The following is a 20,329-nucleotide window of genomic DNA, read 5'->3' on the forward strand; positions in this document are numbered from 1 at the left end:
AATGGCAATTAAAACATCTGACTTAAATGCAAAGCTATTTGGAAAAGCAAACAAGCGTCGCGTAGCAACGCCGCAGGAAGCACAAACCGCCGCTAAAGAACAGGCTCAAGTGATTGAGCTTTCTGTTGCTGGAGAAGACCTAGTTTCATTTGAACTAGTTCGAATCCCTGCTTGTGATGTAGAAACTAGAACGGTCGTTTTTGAGGATAATGCTCGTGAGCAGTCTTTCTTAAATGAACATGCGCTTTCTGATGTTCTTACAACATTAAAAGAGCGCGGTCAGCAATATCCAGCGGTTGGTCGTAAGAACAAAGATGGCACGATTGAAGTTCTTGATGGTAGCCGTCGTCGTATGTCATGTATTTTAGCTGACAAAGAATTTCTTATCTATGTTGCTGAAAACATTAACGGCGAACACGCTAAGTTCTTATCAGATGTCGCAAATGCTCATAAGCCTTTGTCTTTATATGAGAAGGGTAAAGAGATGCAAGCGAAGCTTGATAAAGGCGAAGCTGAAGATCAAAAGGCACTCGCGAAAATGTTCCAGTGCAGTGAAGCTTTGGTGAGTGGCGCATTGAAAGCTGCGGCTTTACCACTTGAGTTACTTCAAGCTTACCCAAATGTGAGTGATCTTGGTCGTCCTACGATTGTTAAGTTACATAAACAATTTGGCGGGCTAGATAGTGAAAAACAACAAACATTACTGGCTAAGTGCAATGCTTCTGAAGGTTTTGTGTGGCAGAGAAGTGAAGCGCAAGGTGTTACTCGCTTAACTAAAGATGTCACTGAGACATTGGAAGGTTGGATTCTTGAGCTATCTCCTGCGCCTGCGAAGAAAGCATCACCAAAAGTAGAGTTTATTAAAGGCCGAGCTTCCTACAGCCGCAAAGGTTCAAACTTGGCATTGAACCTTAAGAAAATTGATGATGCAACAATGCAAGAAATATTAACTTTCGTGGAATCGAAGCTCAACTAAGTTGTCGATATTTTCTAATCACTCTAAAGCCGCTTTATGCGGCTTTTTATTTGGCTGTGATAAACTGTGTTTAGATAAATCTGGACGCTAACTATGACAAATCCAACCAACACTTTTCTGCACACACTGTCTGACATTGCCGACCATAACGATCACCGCTATGGCGTGGTCTTTAATGGTGATTTAGATTGGCAAAATACTTCTATTTCCACCTTCCTTCAAGATGCTAAATCTCAAACCATTTTCCAGCTTGGTGGCGTTCCTTTTGACGGTGTGACTCATGCATCGGTAAAAAAAGGTCAGCAACTTCTTGGCCGGGAATGCCATGTTCTTGTTTGTGACTTTAGAGAGCAGTTTGACGCGAACGGTTTTAGCGCTGCACTGGGTTCGTTAATTGGTAGCGGATTATTGTTGGTGCTGCCACCAAGCGTCGATAAACCTGAGTTCAACGGAAGTTCGGGGTTTGGTCAACGTTGGTTAAAAGGACACTTTGACAAACTGATCCCTGTTTCGCAGAGTGATGAAGCTTCGGGCGTCATGCAAGGTGCTAGCTTATTTCCTCCAAAACTGGATCGGAAAAATGGTATTGGTCGATTTGAACAGCAAAACACGGCGATTGAGTTGGTTAAGAAAGTTATGTTTGGCCGTCGAAAGCGCCCCTTGATTCTGACCGCCGATAGAGGTCGTGGAAAAAGTTCGACACTTGGTATTGCGGCGTCACAGCTTTTGGTTGAGCGCCATGGGTTAAATATTATTGTTACAGCACCTACTGTTAGAGCCATCGAGCCCGTTTTTTCTCATGCGCTACAGCGACTTGACGCTTGCGAATTGATTAACGCTACCCACATTCGCTATCAAGGTGGAAGCTTAAGGTTTGTTGCGCCAGATGAATTACTCAAATCTAAGCCTGATTGCGATCTGTTGTTGGTTGATGAGGCGGCTGCTATTCCAATCCCTATGCTCAAATCTATGGCTGGTATTTATCATCGTTTGGTTTTTTCAACTACGGTTCACGGATACGAAGGCAGTGGGCGAGGGTTCGGAATTAAGTTTGAGGCTTGGCTATCGGAACATCGCCCGGGTTGGAAGGGGTACAAACTTGAACAACCCATCCGGTGGAACAATGACGATCCACTAGAGTGTTGGCTGTTTGACTGCTTCCTGCTTAGCAACGATGTTCCGCCTAGTGATTTGGTTGCTAGCGATATTGCTAATTTAGGTGATGTTTCTGGTGATGCTATGAGTCACTTAAACTTGATCACGTTGTCAAAAGCCGACTGTTTGATTAACCCAGTAAAGCTTCAACAGTGCTTTTCTCTGTTAGTTGACGCTCATTATCAGACGTCACCCAATGACTTAATGCAGTTTCTTGATAATCCTGCAATTCATTTGTACGCAGTATGGCTACAAGGTGAGTGCTTAGGTTGTATGTTGGTGACGGAAGAGGGTGGGTTAGATAAAGATTTGATTGCTCAGATTCAAATTGGAAAACGCAGGCCTCAAGGGCACCTTGCTCCTGTGCTACTGGCAAACCAACTTGGCTGCAGAGAAGCGGCGACTAGTCGCTGTCTTCGAGTGATGCGCATTGCAGTTTCAACTCGTCATCAAGGTCTGGGCATTGGCCGTTGGATGTTGGCTAAATTATCAGAGCAAACCAGCCAAGCGGATTATCTAGCGACAAGCTTCGGTGCCACTAGTGAGTTGATTTCATTCTGGCGCGATAACGATTTTGTACCTGTTCATATTGGCCACCAGCGCGATCAGGCAAGTGGCTGTCACTCGGTACTGATGGTTAAACCGCTTCACGGAAATGCTCGGGATTGGATTAAGCAACTGCAAAGCCACTTTGAAAATAGTTATTGTTTTCTCGTGTCGGGTTCTTTGTCTTCTCTTGAAGTTGATATTGTACGCGCATTATTGCCTAAGAGTGTATGCGCAGTGAGCGAGTTGGAAATTCAATTAGTCAGGAATTATGTAGAGGGCGGCAATAGTTATGACAGTATTGGCTTTAGCGTATTGAAATTAATTTTGCTAGATAACGCTCGTGATTCCGTTGGTTTTCAAGCCCCGTCTTTTAGAGTGCAAGACTCTGCTGTTTCTGATTTACTCATCGCAAAGGTTGTGCAACAAAAAGAATGGGGGACTTGTATCGACCAATTCAATCTTGTTGGGCGCAAGCAAGCCGAGATTCAGTTTCGACAAAATATCGATTTTCTAGTGTCAAATTTACACTGTAAATAGAGGGGCTGAATTCTAAATGGATTTACAGTGTAAATTTGAATAAGAGATTTACACTGTAAACTAAGCATCAATATAGGTGTTGCGTTAAACTGCATTCGTGTTTTTTATCTTTGTCAAAATTACCAGCCTTGCGACTCCGGCTCCGCGCTTATCAATTGCTATTTTGGTTAGGCAGCCTGTTCACGTGGTTGCTTGCCAACGAAGCTAGCCTCTCTTTATCTGTAATAGAGAAGCGAATGATTAAATAGCTCAATATTATTTATAAGTCATCTTTGCAGAATCAAAAGTAAGTGATGTAACGCTGATTATTCAAATGTGGTGATTTTAAGGTCAGAACGAATTATATAGACTAATTAATAACTGAGTCATTAGGGATACTCAATTCGAATGTGGGATAACATCGTTACATTATCAGAAGATAAGCAACAAGTGATTGCGTGTCTTCCGTCGGGAATAGTGGTTGACGCAAACTTTGACAACAAGACACTATCACCAGCCTTGGAAGCGTTAGGCGCATCTAACTATTTTATTTTCGAAGAAGAGGTGTTGCGTTTTGTTGTTCTTGCTAAAGAAGGCAAGGGTGAAGCGTACGAAGGCGTTTTGATTGCCGAAGTTCGTAATGCAAGTGTTGAGGTTGAAGTGTCTGATGATGAGATGCTCGCCACTCTTGTGGTTACTGGGCCATATCATGGGAACGTATTACGTGGCAGCGATATCATTCACTGCTTAGCTCAGGCGCACATAACAAAAGGCATCAATAAGTTAGCGCTCAGAAAAGTACTGATGATGAGTGGTAAGCTTAAGCCTGGTGAAAAGTTTACTCAGCCAGTAGCGAAGGGCACTCAACCCGTGAAGGGGAAAGATGCTAAGTTTACCGCTTTGGTTGAAGATATTACCCGCCAAGTATTGAAACCTCATAGTGAAGATGTTGGCAAGATTGATATGCGAGATTTGGGCGAGACTATTACCGTTGGTAAAGATGACCAATTGATGAAGCGAACGCCAGCCACCAAAGGTATTGCTGGTTTTACGGTCCAAGGTCGAATTATCCCACCGCTCCCAGGACAAGATATTTTAATCAAACCTGGAAAGGGCACTTATATTTCTCCTGACGATCCCAATTTATTATTGGCTTCATACTCTGGTTTACCCATTATCAAAGAACGAACCATTGAAGTCGATGACGCCCTGTGTATTAGCAATGTTGATGTATCAACCGGACACGTTAAATTTAAAGGTAATGTGTTTGTTTCTGGAAATATTGAACCGGGGATGATAGTTAAGGCAACGGGAAGTATTACTGTCGGTGGTTTTATCGAATCGGCAGAAGTTCAAGCTCAAGGAGATATTAAAGTCGCGAAAGGAATTATTGGCCACACGACCAAAGAGGGCGATCCTAAAAGCTGCAAGGTATTTAGCAAAGGCTCCATCACCGCAAGTTATGCGCAGAATGCGGAGCTACAAACGGTGAATGATATTCGACTTGGCGTACATAGCATGAGTAATGACATTCGATGTGGTAAGAATCTTATCGTGATGGATGCTTTGAAGAAGCACGGTACACTCAGTGGCGGTGCTGCTAAAGTCGGCGGAAAAGTGGAATGTGTTTTCTTAGGGGTTGAGGGAGATACCGCAACCAAGGTTCACGGTTTTGCACGTTACGATGGATACCGACAAAAGATAGCCGAGTTGAAGGAAACCTATAAACACGCCCAAGAACAAACCATGGATGTGATTCGCCAAGAGCTAGAATTCAAAAAGCAACCAAAAGCTGAGAGAAGCGAAGAGCAAGCGTTGACCATTGAACAGCAACGAGAAAAGAACAATCACGCGATTGAAAGCACCAAGTCACAACTGGACACGCTAGAGGCAGAATTTGAAACAAACCTTGCTGAGTGTACAGTCGAGGCTCATGAAAAAGTATATACCCGAGTCACGATTCAGTTTGGTGATGAGACGGTCACAACCAAACGAACGCATGGCGGAAGTGTCTTCTCATTCAATCAATACGAGATCCAATGTACGTTCAAGATGGAACAAGAAGATATCTCCTTGTGACTGAACACTGCTGAATAAGGCAGATTTACTTTTCTATCTAATTGAATAAATAAAAAGAGGGAGCTGATGCTCCCTCTCTTTATTTTTACTTATGTCTTAAATTTTGGCTCGTTTATTTGAGACCGGCTTAGCTTGCAGCTCTTACTTTTCCTTGTTTGAGGTCTGACAAAACTTGCGCTTTTGGACCATCGGCAATAATGCTTCCTTTTTCCATGACAATCACTCTATCTACAATGTCCAACATTGAAGTCTTATGAGTGATTAGAATCAAGGTCTCACTTGGTAACAATTGGCTAAGCTGATGCTTGATGTGCATTTCTGAGCGGTTATCCATGGCACTGGTTGGCTCATCCATCAATAAGACCGGTGGTCGTCCTAGGAAGGCTCTAGCAATCGCGACAGATTGACGTTGGCCACCTGATAGCAATCCTCCCCCCTCGCCGACCTGACGCTCTAGCCCAGCAGGATCTTGCTGAGTAAAAGCTGTCACACCTGCACGGTTAGCTGCATCCATCACATCACGGTCATCCACCAAAGGACGCCCCAAGGTAATGTTGTCTCTTACTGAGCCATAAAATAGATTACTGTCTTGTGGTACACAGCCTATATTACGTCTTACATCGACATGGTGTAGTTGTTCCATATCTGTGTCATCAATACGCACATGGCCCTCTGTGGGCTTGTATAGGCCCATAATAAGGCGCTCTAAAGTCGTTTTACCTGAACCAATACGACCAATGATGGCCACTTTTTCACCTGGAGTGATATTCAGAGTCAAATCCCTTATAGAAGCCATTGGAGCGTCCGGGTAGTGGAAAGTCACTTTGTCTAGCGCAATATGACCTTGAATAATAGGACGGTGAATATAACGCTTACCTTCTTCTTGCTCGTCTGGCATCGACATTACTTGTTCGATCAAGGTCATCGATGATTTTGCTTGGTTATAACGAGTTGAAAGCAGTGATAATTGAACCAGAGGACCAATCGCACGACCACTCAACATCGTTGCTGCAATCAATCCACCCATGGTAAGTTCACCTTCTGCAATTAGATACACACCAAAGATGATCATCCCAACATTGGTACTTTGCTGAACAAAGCCAGCGGTGTTTTGGATACTGTCGGTAATGCGGCGACTTTTAATGTTCCAATTCGCCATGTGAGCAACGGCTTCTTCCCAACGGAATTGAAACTGGCTTTGAGCACTGAACAGTTTGACGGTTTCTAGTCCTGCCAAACTCTCAATCAAGTTCGCGTATTTTTGAGAAGCGAGACGAGAACCTTCTTCAATTGTGCGACGCAATGGGCCCTGGATTAACAGCGCATAGATGACCAGAATGACTACACCTGTGACAGGAACAAACACAAGGTTTCCTGCCATCAACCAGATTAAAGCCAAAAACATGATTGCGAAGGGTAAGTCGATTAACGAGCCGATGGTTGCAGAGGTGAAGAACTCACGAATTGATTCGAACTCTTGCAGATTTTTTGCGAAAGCGCCAACAGAAGCTGGTTTTGCTTCCATACGAATGCCCAATACTTTACTGAATAATTTTGAGGAAATTAGGATATCGGATTTTTTACCAGCGACATCAATAAAGTAGCTTCGCATTAATTTTAAAAGCAGGTCAAAAAGGAAGACCACAAAAATACCGCTCGCCAACACCCAGAGCGTTTCAAATGCGAGGTTGGGCACCACTTTGTCGTACACCAAACGCGTGAACATTGGCGCAGCAATGGCGAAGATGTTGATCAGAATAGAGGCGATCAACACATCACGATAAATATTTTTAGACTCCCAAATGGTGCTCCAAAACCAGTGTCCTTTACGAGTCTTTAAAACTTCGGGTGATCGTTCGTCATAGCGAAACTGTTTCTTTACTAGGAAGTAACGACCAATGAACTGCTCTTTCAGCTCTTCGACAGGAATGATGATCGGCACCATTCCACTCTCCGCTGTGATAATTTCAGCTTCTTGTTTTTCAATGTCGATACTGTTGAGAACGCATGCCTCGCCTTGTTTTAGCAATAGAACGGCAGGCAGAATCAGGTGAGGGATATTTTCTAAGTCGGAGCGGTTCTCTTTTGCCACTAACCCCGCACGTTCAGCAGAACGTGGAAATAGGAAAGGGGTTAGCTTACCGTCTGATAGTGGCAGCCCATTGATCAACGCTTCGGGTGAGTTAGCTAATCCGTAATATCGGCTAACGTAGATCAGTGAGTTTAATAGTGGATCTTGCATGCGATATAACCCTTACAACTATTTATCAACAATGAAGCCTTGGAACACTTCTACGTAGTTATCAGACAGGATATCTAGCTGAGTCTGAGTTTCTATTCGAGACGCAATGGTGGTTATGCCTAAGTTGTGAGCGGTTCTAGATATTGATGTTAAGGTAAACTTCTGTTTTTCATCATCAAGGTTATGCGTGAACAGGTAATCTAGCTTCACATAACTTGGACGGTACTCGTTGATGTAATCCAGCGATTGGAAGTTACGTCCGTAGTTATCGACACCAAACATGGCTTCAGTGTTGCGAATGGTGTTACACAGCAGCGCTGTGTAGTGCGGAACATTAATGAAGCAGTTTTCTGGAATCTCAAAATGCAGCAGGTGAGCGATTGAAGCATTTTGTTCAAGCATTTTACCGATCCAACGGATGAAGCTTGGCTGAGAGATACTGCTTGGTGAAATGTTGATAGCAATCGGGCTCGTCACCTCGTTTGCATTGAGCTTTTCAATCATTTTCTCGATAACGTATTGGTCGAGAATGTGGCTCATTTCAAGTTGTTCTAGTGCGTATAGATATTGGTTGGCACCATAACGAACCCCCTCTTTCTCAATCGCAGAAAACACCTCTTGGTGATACGTTTTACCAAAGGCATTGTTTGCCGCTTGGAGACGGAAAGTAATTAGGTCGTTGATGATCGCCTCTTCAACTAGCATACGCCATTGTTGTTTACCCATCACGGCGCCATGGTCGTCTGCTGTGACATAACCATAAGCAAGTTCACGGTTAGCCTTGGAACTTGAGAGCGCGTTATCGACTAACGACATGATTTCAGTACTGGTTTTACGGGTGTTGCTGTAGGTGACGCCCAATGCAAGGTGTGGATTAGCCGTACCTGTTGGATCTGAGCCAAGGCCTTGAATGCAGTTTACAATGCTACTCGCGACGAGTTTAAGTTCGCTCTCATCGATGTTTGGCATAATGAAGCCGAACTCGTCGCTAGAAATACGAGCAATGGTGATATCTGGTGATGAAATTGAAGCTTGCAACTGTTCGGCCAATTGGTGAACCAAGGCATCACCTTCTTGGTAGCCTTTTTCATCGTACTCTTCGCTAATAAACTCGGCCTTTAGTACTGCTAAACCGCCCAAACTGGATTCTTCTAACCACTGAGTTAGTTGGGACATGTAGTAAGCACGGTTACCTAATTGAGATACAGGGTCGATATACGCTCTTTCACGCAGCTTCTGTGCTTCTTTCGCCTGATTTTTAAAGGCCAGTTCAACTTGAGTCGACATGTGGTTGATACCATCGACAACTAGGGTTAGATCTTTTGTCTTAGGACGGGCCAGTGGTTCGCCAAACTGATTTTTCGCAATCTGATCCATTTTAGCAATGATCATAGAGAGCGGACGTAATGCTCGTTTAAGGATCCAAGAGATAGAAACTAAACCCAGCAGGAAGATCGCGCCAAAGGTGGTCAATAAGCGGGTGAAAGCTTGCCAAAGTTGATCATAGGCGGGACCTGGGTGGCTGACAATCTCGACCTCCGCCAGCTGCATCCAACCACTGGTTATCACACGGCGATCATGAATAGGTTCAAACAGGTTCAGATTAGTAAACCATTGCGGTACGCCTGTAGGTGTAACAGGATATGAGCGGAGAATGTCATCACCACTGTCTAGGAAAATCAATCGAACGACTGAATAAGAACTGCCATCAAACAGGGCGTTGATGACAGACTCTACGGCCACCTTGTCCTTTTCTTCTAGGTAAGGGGCAAGGGCCAGCCCAACAGTATTAATGGTATTACTTACCTCAGAGCGTTGCTGCTCCTCTAAGTATCCACGGGTAGTATTGAATTCGATCATAAAAACTGATGTCATCAGCAGTATGAACACCGCAACCATCCCGACCACAAGCTGTTTATATAAAGTCATTGTACTTACTCATCGTAATTTATAATGGGTTTATTTAATTTTAGAGAGCGTTCACGAGAACGTAAGTCGTTCCATAAGCTCAACCTTGAAGATTTACCTGCTAACTTACCGCTGCCTGCTGCCGACTTGATTAACCAAAGGTTCCTACCATTGAAGCTGTAAATCGGTCGTAGATCTTGTCGCTTAGAGCCGCGTTTTATTTCAGGGTTTAAGTTGTCCAGAATGAGTGGCTCCGCACTGGGTGTAGAGTAGTACGCCAGCACCATATGGAACTGGTTTAACTCAAGTGCTTTTACATACACCAATCGTAGTTTCTTATCTGGGACACCCAGTTCAAGCAAAGAAAAGTACTTTGCTATTGTGAAGTCTTCGCAATCACCGGCATTACTGCCTAAAAACTCCAGTGGTGTCGCCCAGTAGTCGTTTTTACCCCACAGTACTCTGTCATCGACAAAGTACATTTGGTTGAAGAACCGATTAATGGATTCGAGTTTCTCTGTCTCCCTCAACCCTTCGTATGACGCAATATTTGAACGCCACGTTGCCACTCGTTTTCCTGCTCTCTCTCCGTAGGTTTCAGAGACGGCATCTATCCATCGTTGATCACTCTTATTGAGCGCCACAGAGGTAAAAGAGGTGAGTACTAGCAACAATAACGAGGCTCGAGACTTCATAGTCTTTGCTCTTGTCTATTCGTTGTATGCTGCAAGGCGTTATTAAACATCAAACGTCCTTACTCTTTTAATGCGTTGTTTTGAGCGCTTAATATCGGTTTCAACATGTATTCAAGCACGGTTCTTTTACCTGTGATGATATCGACAGAGGCCGTCATTCCCGGAATGATAGGCAGCTCTTCATTGTGCCCGAAACTGTATTTTTCAGTACGTACACGCACGATGTAGAAACTGTTGCCTTCTTCATCTTGCGTAGTATCGGCACTGATGTGTTCTAACACGCCTTCTAATCCACCATATTTAGTAAAGTCATAAGCACTAAATTTAACAATAGCGGTCAACTCTGGGCGAAGAAAAGCGATGTCTTGCGGAGCGATTTTTGCTTCAACTAGTAGCGAGTCTTCAGTTGGTACAATCTCAACAATGTCCATACCAGGCTGAATGACTCCACCAACGGTATTAATGCCCAATGTTTTTACTGTGCCTGTGACGGGGGATACCACCACGGTACGATTGACTCTGTCTTCCAGGCCAACCGAAGATTCGGTCATTGCTGAGAGTTTGTCTTGTGCTTGGTTCAGTTTTTCTTGTTGTTCTGAGCGGAAGCTCAGCGCTGCATCAATACGACTTAGCATGGCCTCTTTGATTGCGGAGCGCAGTAGAGGAATTTTGAGTTCACTAGAGGTCATTTCTCGACGAGTATCGTTTACTTGCCTTTGAAGCTTGAGCAGTTCAATTCTTGGTACTACCCCTTCGTCGGCAAGCGGCTTTGTTATTTCTAATTCTTGGCGGGCGAATCGGTAACTCTGTCTTAAGTTATCGACGCGAGCTTTTATTTCAATAAGATCTTGTTGCTTCTGCTCAACCTGTTGATCAAAAACGGAAAGTTGATTTTTTAGATTATTCAGGTCTTGGCGATATTCTGCTTTTTGGCGGTTAACCAGTTTTGGATGAAGCTCGTAGAACTTTGGAGGGAAGGCTAATTTACCGTAGTCGAGTGAGACACTTTGCTCCCAGTTTTCGACGGAGAATTCTTCGTTGATGATCACACTGCTAAATGAAGCAGAAAGCATCAGCACGTTGGCTGTTAAGTTGGCGACTTGTTGTTCGCGTTCACGAAAGTCAGAACGGAATCGAGTGTCATCGATCAAGAGAAGCTGTTGACCTTTTTTAACGCGTTGACCTTCTCTAACTAATATCTCTTTTACTAGGCCACCCTCAAGGTTTTGGACAACTTGGATTTGGGACGAAGGAATAACTTTGCCTTGACCAACGGTGACTTTATCGACTTCAGCCCAAGAGGCCCAAGCAATAGCAGCAATAAAAAACAACACGATCATCCACAGCATGATACGCGCACTGGTGGGCGTATTGAGTAGCAGTGCCGCTGTTTTATCATCGGCATACTCAAGTTCGGTGTCGTTCAGTTTGCTGTAATTCTTCTGGCTCATGACAGTCCTTGGTTACTAAATAAAGTACAAGCTCATTGAGTGTATTCTTACTTTTGATAAATGTTAAGATTTTGCACCTTTAAATATTTGAATTTATATATCTTTCAATTCTTATCGGTTTTTGAAATCCGTTTTATCGAGCTGATGCTTTCTTAGCTTGTCATAAAGTGTTTTTCGCGACACTTGTAGTTCTTGTTGTACCTCTTTTAACCGCCCTTGATGTCGATGTAATGCCTCAACCAAGATAATTTGCTCAAAGCTATCGGTACGTTGGTTTAATGATAGTTGTTGCTCCTCAATGCTCGTATCAAATTGGTGCGCATCACTTTGCTCGTTTTCATCATTGCCGAGCGCTGGCTGCTTTACTTGAGTTAACACCCTGAGTTCAGCATGTTGACGAAGCTGTCGAATGTTTTCGCTCCAATGAGTGGCTATTAGCCGTTGGATCTCTTTTTCTGTGATAACTGGCGGCGGCAGCTGATAGCGGCTTGCTGCACCACGAGCAAAATGTTTGAACAAAGAGCCAATATCTTCTGGCCTTTGTGCCAAGGGTAGTAAATCAAAGCGGCGCAGTGCATTTATAATTGTAGTTGGAACTATTGTGCTTGCTATAATGATACAGGTTGCATTGGTCTTGCATGAGTTTTCACGAAGTAGAGTGGGTTTTAGGTTTGCTAACCATAACCATTGCTCCTGAGTTAATACCTCTGTCTCATGGATATAGAGTGTTCCGCCCTGATGTTTGAGAAATAGCTGCAAAACAAACTGATGAAATGACGCTTCATCACTGTGTGGTAAATTGAACGCGGCGATAGGACAAAGCTCGGCCGTTTGATGGCTGTGTAAGTCATGTGTGTACTGCGCAGTAATTCTTTTGCCCGTTCCGACGTCACCGACAAACAGCAACAACGGGTTTTGTTTGCAATCTAGAGTGATTAACTCACGGCGTAATTTCTGCATAGAAGGGGATTGGCCAATGAGTTTCGGCCCCACCTGATTCTGCATTGCTAACTCTTTTCTTAATAGATTATTCTCTTCAACCAAGGCGAGTTTGTCGGCGGCTTTTTTTACTGCGGTAAGTAGAGCATCGACAACAAACGGTTTCTCGAAAAAATCATAAGCGCCGGATTTCATTGCAGACACCGCAGTTTGTACATCGCCGTGTCCTGTGAGTACGATGATCTGAAAGTTGGGGTTTTGGTTTAACAACTTTTGAGTAAATTGAATACCATTCATCACTGGCATGTGAATATCAGTGATCACTATGCCTGCCTGTGTCACATCAATTTTATTTAGCGCCTCAATGGCATTTGGGAAGCAGACAATGTCGATGCCTTCAATGAGCATGGCTTGTTCTACCGAGTCTCGGATGGCGGGTTCATCGTCTACAAAATAGAGTTTGGTCATAGAGTGCAAGAGCCGAGTCCTTAACTGTCGGTCAAAATTAGGCGTTAGCCCTCTTTTTATAAAGTGGAATATCTAGCGAGAATAGCATGCCTGAGGGCGCTCGCTGTGTTGCTCTAATCGTGCCGTGATACGCTTCAATAATCCGTTTCGATATTGAGAGTCCCAGCCCTAAGCCTTCTGGTTTGGTGGTGAAAAATGGATCAAAGAGTTGCTCAAGTTTATCATCAGTAATGCCAATTCCGTTATCCCAAATGATCAGCCGGCATGTACCGTTTTGCAGTTGCCATTCAACGCCAATTTGCGGGCTAGCCAGCTGATGCAAATTTAACGCTGTTTGGTGGCCCAGGGCTTGCTGTTCTTTCAAGGTTTCCTGTTCAAGGCATTGCTGTTGAAGTGCTTGAATGGCGTTGTGAATGAGGTTAACCAACACTTGTTCAAGCTCTGTAGGGTGAATGGCAATATTAATGTCATTTGGTACTGTACTTAATCTAAGGGTAATGCCGTGCTTGATCATCAATGTACTGAGAATAGTGGTGGCGTTGTTTATCGCTTGATGAAGATTTGCCTTATGGTGCTGCTGTTTGGTGACCTTACGGGTGAAAACTTTAAGGCGGGTGATGATCTTTGTAATAGATGCATTCAAAGCGATCATTTTATCTAGGTTGCTTTTGACTAAGTCGGAACGTCCCATTTCAAGCAGCTTTACGCTGTTCTCGCTGTAGGTTCTCAGGGCAGCAAGTGGTTGGTTGATTTCGTGATTAATGCTGGCTGACAGCTCCCCAAGCACGGCTAGTTTGGCGGTGTGTGTCAGTTCTTGCTCTGTCTGTTTAAGCTTTAGCTGAGACTCTTGATATTGAAAGATGGTTTGCTGAAGCTGCTGGTTAGATTGTTTTAAATATTGGGTGCGTTTATCAACGGCTTGCTCTAAGTTTTGGTTGAGTCGAGTTAACGCCACTTTCGCTACATAGGTCTGACGCCACGACCAAGCAATGAGCACCACCAAGCTGTAAATGACGACAAAGATTATGTCGATCTGTAGAACTTTAAGGATTTCAGCATTGGTCTCTTTTAAAGCAATTACTTGGTATTGGTTGTGGCTAATTTCTGTGGGGTAAAGGTTGAAATTACCAAGCTTAAATAATTGATTCGCTGTGAGGTGTTTTTGCACTTGGTTTGCTGGAATACCATTGCTCTGATTTGCTTCGTTAACTTCTTTCGCAACGCTTGAAGAGCGAAAGGCTTCGATAGTCGAAATTTGGCTTTGACCGTATTGGCGTTGAAGGACGATATCTTGTTGCTGCTGCTGACTTAATGGCAGTAATGAGTGATAAAGCCAGTGAATCTGGCTCGAAAGAAAAACCACTTGGTTCGAGTCGAGTACTATGATCTCAAAGTCGTCGCTGGTTAGGATGTTTTCGAGATTCTCTAAACTCACCTTTACGGTAATAACCCCCACAACTTCCTTCGCGATATACAGCGGTGAAGATAGAAAATAACCTCGTACGTTCGAGCGAGCACCTAGCGCGACATATTGCGTATTGTTGCCTTTAATCGCAGAGGCAAAGTAGGGGCGAAACGAGAAGTTCTCACCGACAAAAGTTTGCGCTTTTTGATAATTACTTGAAGCGACCACTGTGCCGCTTGGATTATGGATATAGATGGTATCGGCCTGGCTTTGATTCGACCACTCAAACAACAGCTTATTGAGTTGTGTTGTGGTCATCCTATCTGACTGTGATGACTGGTCAAAATAAGAAAGTAGGCGTGGATCGTGACTGAGTAAATCTGGGATTTGTTTGAACTTATCCAACTCAGAATCGATTTGCAGATTGGCTTTATTGGCAGCTTCGTTAAGTTGTTGTGTAACGGCTTTTTCTTGAAATTTCACTGCTAAAAAGTGAGTGGCGGTGAGTCCTGCTGTTCCCAATAACAATGAGAGTAAAACAAAAGGGGTCATCAGGTTAGGCAGTATCTTAGTCACTAGGATCTCAGCTTATAATCGGTTTATATAAAGATTATCAATATGGTGTCTAGAGTACCGAGATCTCGTTAACACAGCGAACCTTCTTTGAGACAAAACCAAGGCTGAGACTTGTGTTTCAAAGCATTACGGCGCAAAATCACAAAAAATTAAAAGGAGCAATCAAATGGAACTGACAGACATTCGTCGCGAATACGCTAAGGGTGGGTTGAGACGTAAAGACTTGGCCGCAGACCCGATTGAGCAGTTCAATCTATGGCTAGAGCAAGCCATTGAAGCTAAGTTGACTGACCCTACTGCCATGACAGTTGCTACGGTTGATGAAAATGGTCAGCCATTCCAACGAATTGTTTTGCTGAAGAATGTGGATAAAGATGGCTTCGTTTTTTATACCAACTTAGGTAGTCGTAAGGCGCACCAACTTGAGCACAACAGCAAGATCAGCCTGCATTTCCCTTGGCACCCGTTAGAACGACAGGTTCACATTACCGGCACGGCGGAAAAGTTGACTGCGATGGAAAACATGAAGTACTTCTCGTCTCGTCCGAAAGAGAGCCAGTTAGCCGCTATTGCCAGTAAACAAAGTAGTCGTATTTCTGCTCGTGGGATTCTAGAGGGTAAGTATCTAGAGCTAAAACAGAAGTTTGCGAAAGGAGAGATCCCAGTCCCTTCTTTCTGGGGGGGATTTCGAGTGCGCGTTAATAGCATCGAGTTTTGGCAGGGTGGCGAACACCGTCTGCATGACCGCTTCTTGTTCTCACGTCAAGACAACCGCTGGGACATTGATCGCCTAGCGCCTTAGTCTCATTAACCTTAGTTTGCTTCATCGAAATAAAAATACCGTTGATTTTGTGTTTACTCACATCAACGGTATTTTTTCGATATAGAGACACTACTTGGCTATTTAAAGTAAACCCTGAGAGCTTACAGCTCTCGTAATACTCTGAATCCTAAGTAGTTCGCGGCCGTTGACGGTGGTACATACAGTTCGTTAAACACTTTTGCTTCGTCTGGCGAGAAGCTCCATGCGCCACCTTTCGCTAAGCCTTTCTGAGTGGCTGTCCATTCCCATACGTTCCCCACCATGTCGTAGAAGCCCGTTGGTGTTGGTAAGAATGACTTAACCGGGGACGTACTGACGTTTGACCAAGGAGTACCAGCCCAGCCGGTATTGGCTTTACCTGAACGAAATTCATTGCCCCACCAGAAGTTGGTATTTTGACCTGCTCTTGCAGCGGCTTCCCATTCTTGTGGCGTTGGTAAGCGGTAGGTGAAACCTGTGTTGTCAGATAACCAACGCGTGTAAGCCTTGGCATCGTTTTGGCTCACACAAACGACAGGAGAGTTATTCGCTTGCTTAAAGCCAGGGCTCTGCCAGTCGTTGTCAGAAACCGTCGTGATCTCGGCATTGACGAACTGATCACAAGTATTCATCAGCTCTGCGTCTGTCTGGTAGCCAGTACTTTCAACGAACGCTTTAAAATCTTGAACACGGGTTGGCGTTGCTGCTAATGCAAATGGTTGTTTGATTGTGACTTGCTTGGCGTTGTGTTCGCCCAACAGGTAACGACCAGAGCCGACAACAATCATTTCTGGGCTCTGAAGGTTGCTCCCCATTGGGTCGGCAAACTTAGTGCCAACGTTCAATGAGTTCTGTTTGGCTTGTAATACCGCTCTTAGGTTGTGATCGCGGGTTATCTTCAATTCTTGATTGAAAGGAAGGTAGCCTTCTTTCACTATCGTGACTATGTGTGGGCCCGTTGGTAACATCACTTCAACCGGAGTACTGCCATAGTTCACGCCGTTGATAGAAACTTTGTCGTTGTACTTATTTGAGCGAACCACTAAGTTGACCCAAGCGACTTCTTTTTGTTGATCGTTGGTTTGTTGCTCGCTTTGCGTGAAACAGTTGGACGATTGAATATCAAGTAGACGGCAAGGTGTATTTTTGTCTGGACGCGTTTCTAGGTTTGCAGCAATAACCGCTCGGTAACGATTATTTTCAGAGAAGCCAGAGGATTTTACTTTGTGCTGCAGAACGTGAATGTTTAGTGAAGCAGATGCGAGATGTTCTCTCACCGCTTTTGATTCAGTCGCGTTGTCCACAAGGCTTTTCTGAAATTGTTTCACCGCTTTTTGAAGCGCTAAGGTCACGGTTTGCTCTGAACATTGCGCCAATGTCATGTCATTGCTACAACGGTTAGTAAAGCTGACCGTTTGTTCTTCGGCTTGAGTTATCTCGTTTCTTAGTCGCTCAGCTCTTGCTCTTAACTTGTCTTGACCTAGATTTGCGATTGAAGTCTCTACAGCTGTTTTCTCTGCTTGAATAGCTTCTAACTCCATAGCTAAGCCTTGCTGTTTCTGTTCTGCGTCTGAAATCGCAAGCTTGCTCTCTTTTACGGCCTTCCAAGCATCTTGGAATCGGTTTTGAGCTGGCGAAATATCGAAATCTGGTTCATCAATCATGCGCGAGTAATCTTGCTCTAGGTCAGTTTTTGCCTTTGCGAGTGCTTGCTCTGCTTGAGCTGATAACTTAGCGAGACGCGCGGTTTGCTGTGCCTGATTGTCGACTAGGTTTTGTTTCTCTGACATTTTCTTTTCAACAGACGTTAAATCGGCATGTTTTTCGAAAAGTAAGCTTTCAATATCGGTGACAGACGCTGCGATCGCTGGTGGCGTCTCAGCAAAAACAGCAGGCGTCATTAAGCAGGGAGCAAGTGCAACAAATAGTAGAGTGGGGAAACCTTGGCGCATGTTGGGCTACTTCAATCGTAAGTTAGGTTAATCGAATAATCTAAACTAACACGCCATTTCGTCTGTAGCTACTTTCTATAACTATCAACAAAATGGCGAGTCATCATTCAGCTTTGTGAAATAGGCACGGCTATTTATATCGAGCTTAGCTTTTTATATCGACTGAGCTCTCTCTCATTATAGAGAGGGAATTTAACTTTCCTTGCTAGGAAGGAGTTTAACCCAAATAGTATCGCTGCCGCTGATGGTTACAGTGCGGTTGTAAGACTCATAACCTTCTTTTGAAATAGTTACTTGGTGACGACCGCTTGGTAGAGCAACCTCAATAGGTGTGCTGCCGTACTTAATGCCGTTGATGGTGACTGAGTCATTGTATTGATCAGAGCGCACCGTCACATTAGCCCACTGTTTGTCACTTTTTTTAACCACAGCTGCGTCACTGCCTGTTAAACAGTAGCGTGTTGAGACATTCAATAAGTTACACGCTGCAACCGCTTCAGGTTTAGCTTGAAGTTGAGCTTGCATCTGCATGAAGTATGAATTGTTACCAGAGAAGCCACTCTTAATTGCTTGGCTATCTTGAACATGGATATTCAGCTGAACACCTTGTAAATTTTGTTTCGCGAGTGCACTTTCTGTGAGCTGATCAAGTAATTGAGACTTAAACGTCTGTACTGCTTTTTGGTTTGTTAAGTGCTTGCCTTGAGCAGTACACTCACCCAGTGTCATTGTTGATGAACATGTGGTGGTGTAGCTGGTTTCAAGAACAGCACTTTCACGAAGCTCTGTGGCGATACGTTTAACTCGAGCTGCAACTTTTGATTCTCTCAAGTTAGCCAGCTCATTATTTAGACGAGCTTGTTTTTGCTTGATTTGAGAAAGGTGAATCTCGCTCTCGTTCATCGCTTGTTGGTTATCTAGCTGAGACGATTGGTTTTCTTTCACGGCTGCCCAAGCATCTTGGTAGCTTTTCTGAAAAGAAACCAAATCAGTATCTGGATCTTCAAGCAAGCGACTGTACTGTTTGTCTAGCACAGACTTAGCTCTGTTGCGTTTTGCCTTTAGTTCTTCACCTTCGCGTAACAACTTGCTGTTTTGGTTCTGTAGTTGTTTTAAGTTTTCAGTCGCCGATACTTTGGTTGCTGAAATACGCTCAATATCTGAGTTTTTCTCTGTTAGCTTTGCATCGATAGCTGAAACGGGATCGACTTGATTCAGTTCTTCAGCGGATAACGATGCAGATACCCAAAGAGGGGATAGCGCAAGTAAAAGCGCTGAAATTCGAAAGTTAGTCATAGGTCCCTGCAACTTATAGATTGAAATTGGCTCGTTAATAAAGTGTCAACTTTCTAGTTGTGAGTCACTAGTTATTATCAATTAACACAGTACCCGTCTTTATACCGTTTTATTGCCATCCAATCTACTCAAAAGCCAAGTTTCGGTACTTCGGATACACTTTTTACGGGTTAAAGGTTAATTATTTGAGCTATATAAGAAAATTTTGGCGTGATTGTGCTGATGTTACGTTCTCATCTATGAATCACTTTGACGCTCTGTGTGAGTGCTTTTAAGCCCCTAAACTTACCGGAACGATTGGTTCTACAATGGCCGTAGTTTATACACTCATGATCATCTTTCCGGAGGCATGATCACAACGATCACGGTCGTGATCTTTTCGTAAAGTGTGAAGAAATGACTCTCATGATCATTTACAAATTCATCTTAAGTAGATTTCAGAGTAGTATTATTAATATGTCGACTTCAGTATTTTGATGCCATGCCAAAATCTTTACCTTTGCCAAACCTAGATTTGTCTCCGATAGGCCTTACTGCGCCTCGTCCGGCTGAGATCATTACTTTGCCATCTCACATGGATTGCCACGATCACCATTATTCGCAGGTAGTCATTGGTTTAAAAGGACGGGCTGAGTTTGAGATCAACGGGAAAGGTAATCTTGTCGGGCCTGGGCAAGGTTGTGTGGTAACGGCTAGCTCTGATCATGCTTTCGGGGGAGTGGTCGGTCAATCGGATATTCTCGTGCTTAATATGCCTATGCCAACCGATGATGACCCTTTGATGCTAGAGAAGATAAACCAGTTAGCATCATCGAATGTCTACTTCCAATTAGACGCGCAAATTCAAAAGCTTATTCATATGCTAGTGCAAGAGATGCAGGCCAGCCCTGATGATCTCCTGTTGAGTCGTGCGTGTAATGATACGGTGATAGCGCTGATGCAAAGACATATTTCAGCATTTGAAACTTCAATAAAAGACTCGCGTTTTGATCTTGATGCATTGGATCGTTACATCGAGCAGCACCTAGTGAACAAGATCTCGGTCGCGCAACTTGCGGGTAGTGTATTCTTAGGTGAAAGTCAGTTCCATATGCTATTTAAAGCTCAAATGGGCATTACTCCACATCAGTATGTTTTGGGTAAGCGTATCGATCGCGCCCGCCGCTTAATCGAACAAGGTAATCTTAGCCTTGGTCAGGTAGCAGAACTTGCTGGTTTCTCCGGTCAATCCTCTTTTACTCACACCTTTTCGCGCCTTCAAGGCATGTCACCATCTCAATACAAAAAGCAAATTTCTGTTAAATAATGGAACGAAACGCC

At 43.9% G+C, this 20,329-nt stretch carries 13 protein-coding genes; 5 read left to right on the plus strand and 8 right to left on the minus strand.

Annotated elements, in window-relative coordinates; all coding sequences use genetic code 11:
• Position 1: 1 nt before the first annotated feature.
• The 3 genes from OCU50_RS18365 to OCU50_RS18375 all read left to right on the plus strand — a co-directional run bounded on the left by OCU50_RS18365 (position 2) and on the right by OCU50_RS18375 (position 5,275).
• Positions 2-976 (plus strand): ParB/RepB/Spo0J family partition protein, encoded by a 975-nt coding sequence (locus tag OCU50_RS18365; protein ID WP_060469142.1) that lies wholly within the window; start codon positions 2-4, stop codon positions 974-976.
• 93 nt (positions 977-1,069) lie between these two features.
• On the plus strand, positions 1,070-3,217 hold the full coding sequence (locus tag OCU50_RS18370; RefSeq protein WP_060469143.1) for a tRNA(Met) cytidine acetyltransferase TmcA: 2,148 nt from the start codon (positions 1,070-1,072) through the stop codon (positions 3,215-3,217).
• A gap of 387 nt (positions 3,218-3,604) precedes the next feature.
• Positions 3,605-5,275 carry a DUF342 domain-containing protein gene (locus OCU50_RS18375; protein ID WP_060469144.1) on the plus strand — a complete coding sequence of 557 codons (1,671 nt, stop codon included), beginning with the start codon at positions 3,605-3,607 and terminating at the stop codon, positions 5,273-5,275.
• A 127-nt stretch (positions 5,276-5,402) separates the two neighbouring features.
• Here OCU50_RS18375 and OCU50_RS18380 read toward each other — a convergent pair whose 3' ends face one another.
• The 6 genes from OCU50_RS18380 to OCU50_RS18405 form a co-directional block, all read right to left on the minus strand.
• Positions 5,403-7,517, minus strand: coding sequence for a type I secretion system permease/ATPase (locus OCU50_RS18380; RefSeq protein WP_060469145.1), 2,115 nt, complete (start codon positions 7,515-7,517; stop codon positions 5,403-5,405).
• An 18-nt stretch (positions 7,518-7,535) separates the two neighbouring features.
• Complete coding sequence (locus tag OCU50_RS18385) at positions 7,536-9,446, minus strand: bifunctional diguanylate cyclase/phosphodiesterase (protein WP_060469146.1); 1,911 nt, start codon at positions 9,444-9,446, stop codon at positions 7,536-7,538.
• Positions 9,447-9,451: 5 nt separating this feature from the next.
• Complete coding sequence (locus OCU50_RS18390; RefSeq protein WP_060469147.1) at positions 9,452-10,120, minus strand: transglutaminase-like cysteine peptidase; 669 nt, start codon at positions 10,118-10,120, stop codon at positions 9,452-9,454.
• Positions 10,121-10,179: 59 nt separating this feature from the next.
• Positions 10,180-11,571, minus strand: a complete 1,392-nt coding sequence (locus OCU50_RS18395; RefSeq protein ID WP_060469148.1) for an HlyD family type I secretion periplasmic adaptor subunit — start codon at positions 11,569-11,571, stop codon at positions 10,180-10,182.
• 111 nt (positions 11,572-11,682) lie between these two features.
• Positions 11,683-12,978 (minus strand): sigma-54-dependent transcriptional regulator, encoded by a 1,296-nt coding sequence (locus tag OCU50_RS18400; RefSeq protein WP_060469149.1) that lies wholly within the window; start codon positions 12,976-12,978, stop codon positions 11,683-11,685.
• Positions 12,979-13,015: 37 nt separating this feature from the next.
• Complete coding sequence (locus OCU50_RS18405; protein ID WP_060469150.1) at positions 13,016-14,959, minus strand: sensor histidine kinase; 1,944 nt, start codon at positions 14,957-14,959, stop codon at positions 13,016-13,018.
• A 166-nt stretch (positions 14,960-15,125) separates the two neighbouring features.
• On the opposite strand from OCU50_RS18405, the gene pdxH reads away from it, so the two are divergent.
• Complete coding sequence (gene pdxH, locus OCU50_RS18410) at positions 15,126-15,761, plus strand: pyridoxamine 5'-phosphate oxidase (protein ID WP_017057710.1); 636 nt, start codon at positions 15,126-15,128, stop codon at positions 15,759-15,761.
• Positions 15,762-15,883: 122 nt separating this feature from the next.
• Here pdxH and OCU50_RS18415 read toward each other — a convergent pair whose 3' ends face one another.
• Positions 15,884-17,713: an SUMF1/EgtB/PvdO family nonheme iron enzyme gene (locus OCU50_RS18415; protein WP_060469151.1), complete on the minus strand. Its 1,830-nt coding sequence runs from the start codon at positions 17,711-17,713 to the stop codon at positions 15,884-15,886.
• A 192-nt stretch (positions 17,714-17,905) separates the two neighbouring features.
• Complete coding sequence (locus tag OCU50_RS18420) at positions 17,906-19,009, minus strand: PEGA domain-containing protein (protein ID WP_060469152.1); 1,104 nt, start codon at positions 19,007-19,009, stop codon at positions 17,906-17,908.
• A 481-nt stretch (positions 19,010-19,490) separates the two neighbouring features.
• Here OCU50_RS18420 and OCU50_RS18425 point away from each other — a divergent pair, with 481 nt between their 5' ends.
• Positions 19,491-20,315, plus strand: a complete 825-nt coding sequence (locus OCU50_RS18425) for a helix-turn-helix domain-containing protein (RefSeq protein WP_060469153.1) — start codon at positions 19,491-19,493, stop codon at positions 20,313-20,315.
• The last annotated feature ends 14 nt before the right edge of the window (positions 20,316-20,329 follow it).

Origin of the sequence: Vibrio toranzoniae (assembly GCF_024347655.1) — a bacterium.
GTDB lineage: Bacteria > Pseudomonadota > Gammaproteobacteria > Enterobacterales > Vibrionaceae > Vibrio > Vibrio toranzoniae.

Coding starts and splice junctions, on each gene's coding strand:
- OCU50_RS18365 (WP_060469142.1), top strand. CDS start 2: ATGGCAATTAAAACATCTGACTTAAATGCAAAGCTATTTGGAAAAGCA.
- OCU50_RS18370 (WP_060469143.1), top strand. CDS start 1,070: ATGACAAATCCAACCAACACTTTTCTGCACACACTGTCTGACATTGCC.
- OCU50_RS18375 (WP_060469144.1), top strand. CDS start 3,605: ATGTGGGATAACATCGTTACATTATCAGAAGATAAGCAACAAGTGATT.
- OCU50_RS18380 (WP_060469145.1), bottom strand. CDS start 7,517: ATGCAAGATCCACTATTAAACTCACTGATCTACGTTAGCCGATATTAC.
- OCU50_RS18385 (WP_060469146.1), bottom strand. CDS start 9,446: ATGACTTTATATAAACAGCTTGTGGTCGGGATGGTTGCGGTGTTCATA.
- OCU50_RS18390 (WP_060469147.1), bottom strand. CDS start 10,120: ATGAAGTCTCGAGCCTCGTTATTGTTGCTAGTACTCACCTCTTTTACC.
- OCU50_RS18395 (WP_060469148.1), bottom strand. CDS start 11,571: ATGAGCCAGAAGAATTACAGCAAACTGAACGACACCGAACTTGAGTAT.
- OCU50_RS18400 (WP_060469149.1), bottom strand. CDS start 12,978: ATGACCAAACTCTATTTTGTAGACGATGAACCCGCCATCCGAGACTCG.
- pdxH (WP_017057710.1), top strand. CDS start 15,126: ATGGAACTGACAGACATTCGTCGCGAATACGCTAAGGGTGGGTTGAGA.
- OCU50_RS18415 (WP_060469151.1), bottom strand. CDS start 17,713: ATGCGCCAAGGTTTCCCCACTCTACTATTTGTTGCACTTGCTCCCTGC.
- OCU50_RS18420 (WP_060469152.1), bottom strand. CDS start 19,009: ATGACTAACTTTCGAATTTCAGCGCTTTTACTTGCGCTATCCCCTCTT.
- OCU50_RS18425 (WP_060469153.1), top strand. CDS start 19,491: ATGCCAAAATCTTTACCTTTGCCAAACCTAGATTTGTCTCCGATAGGC.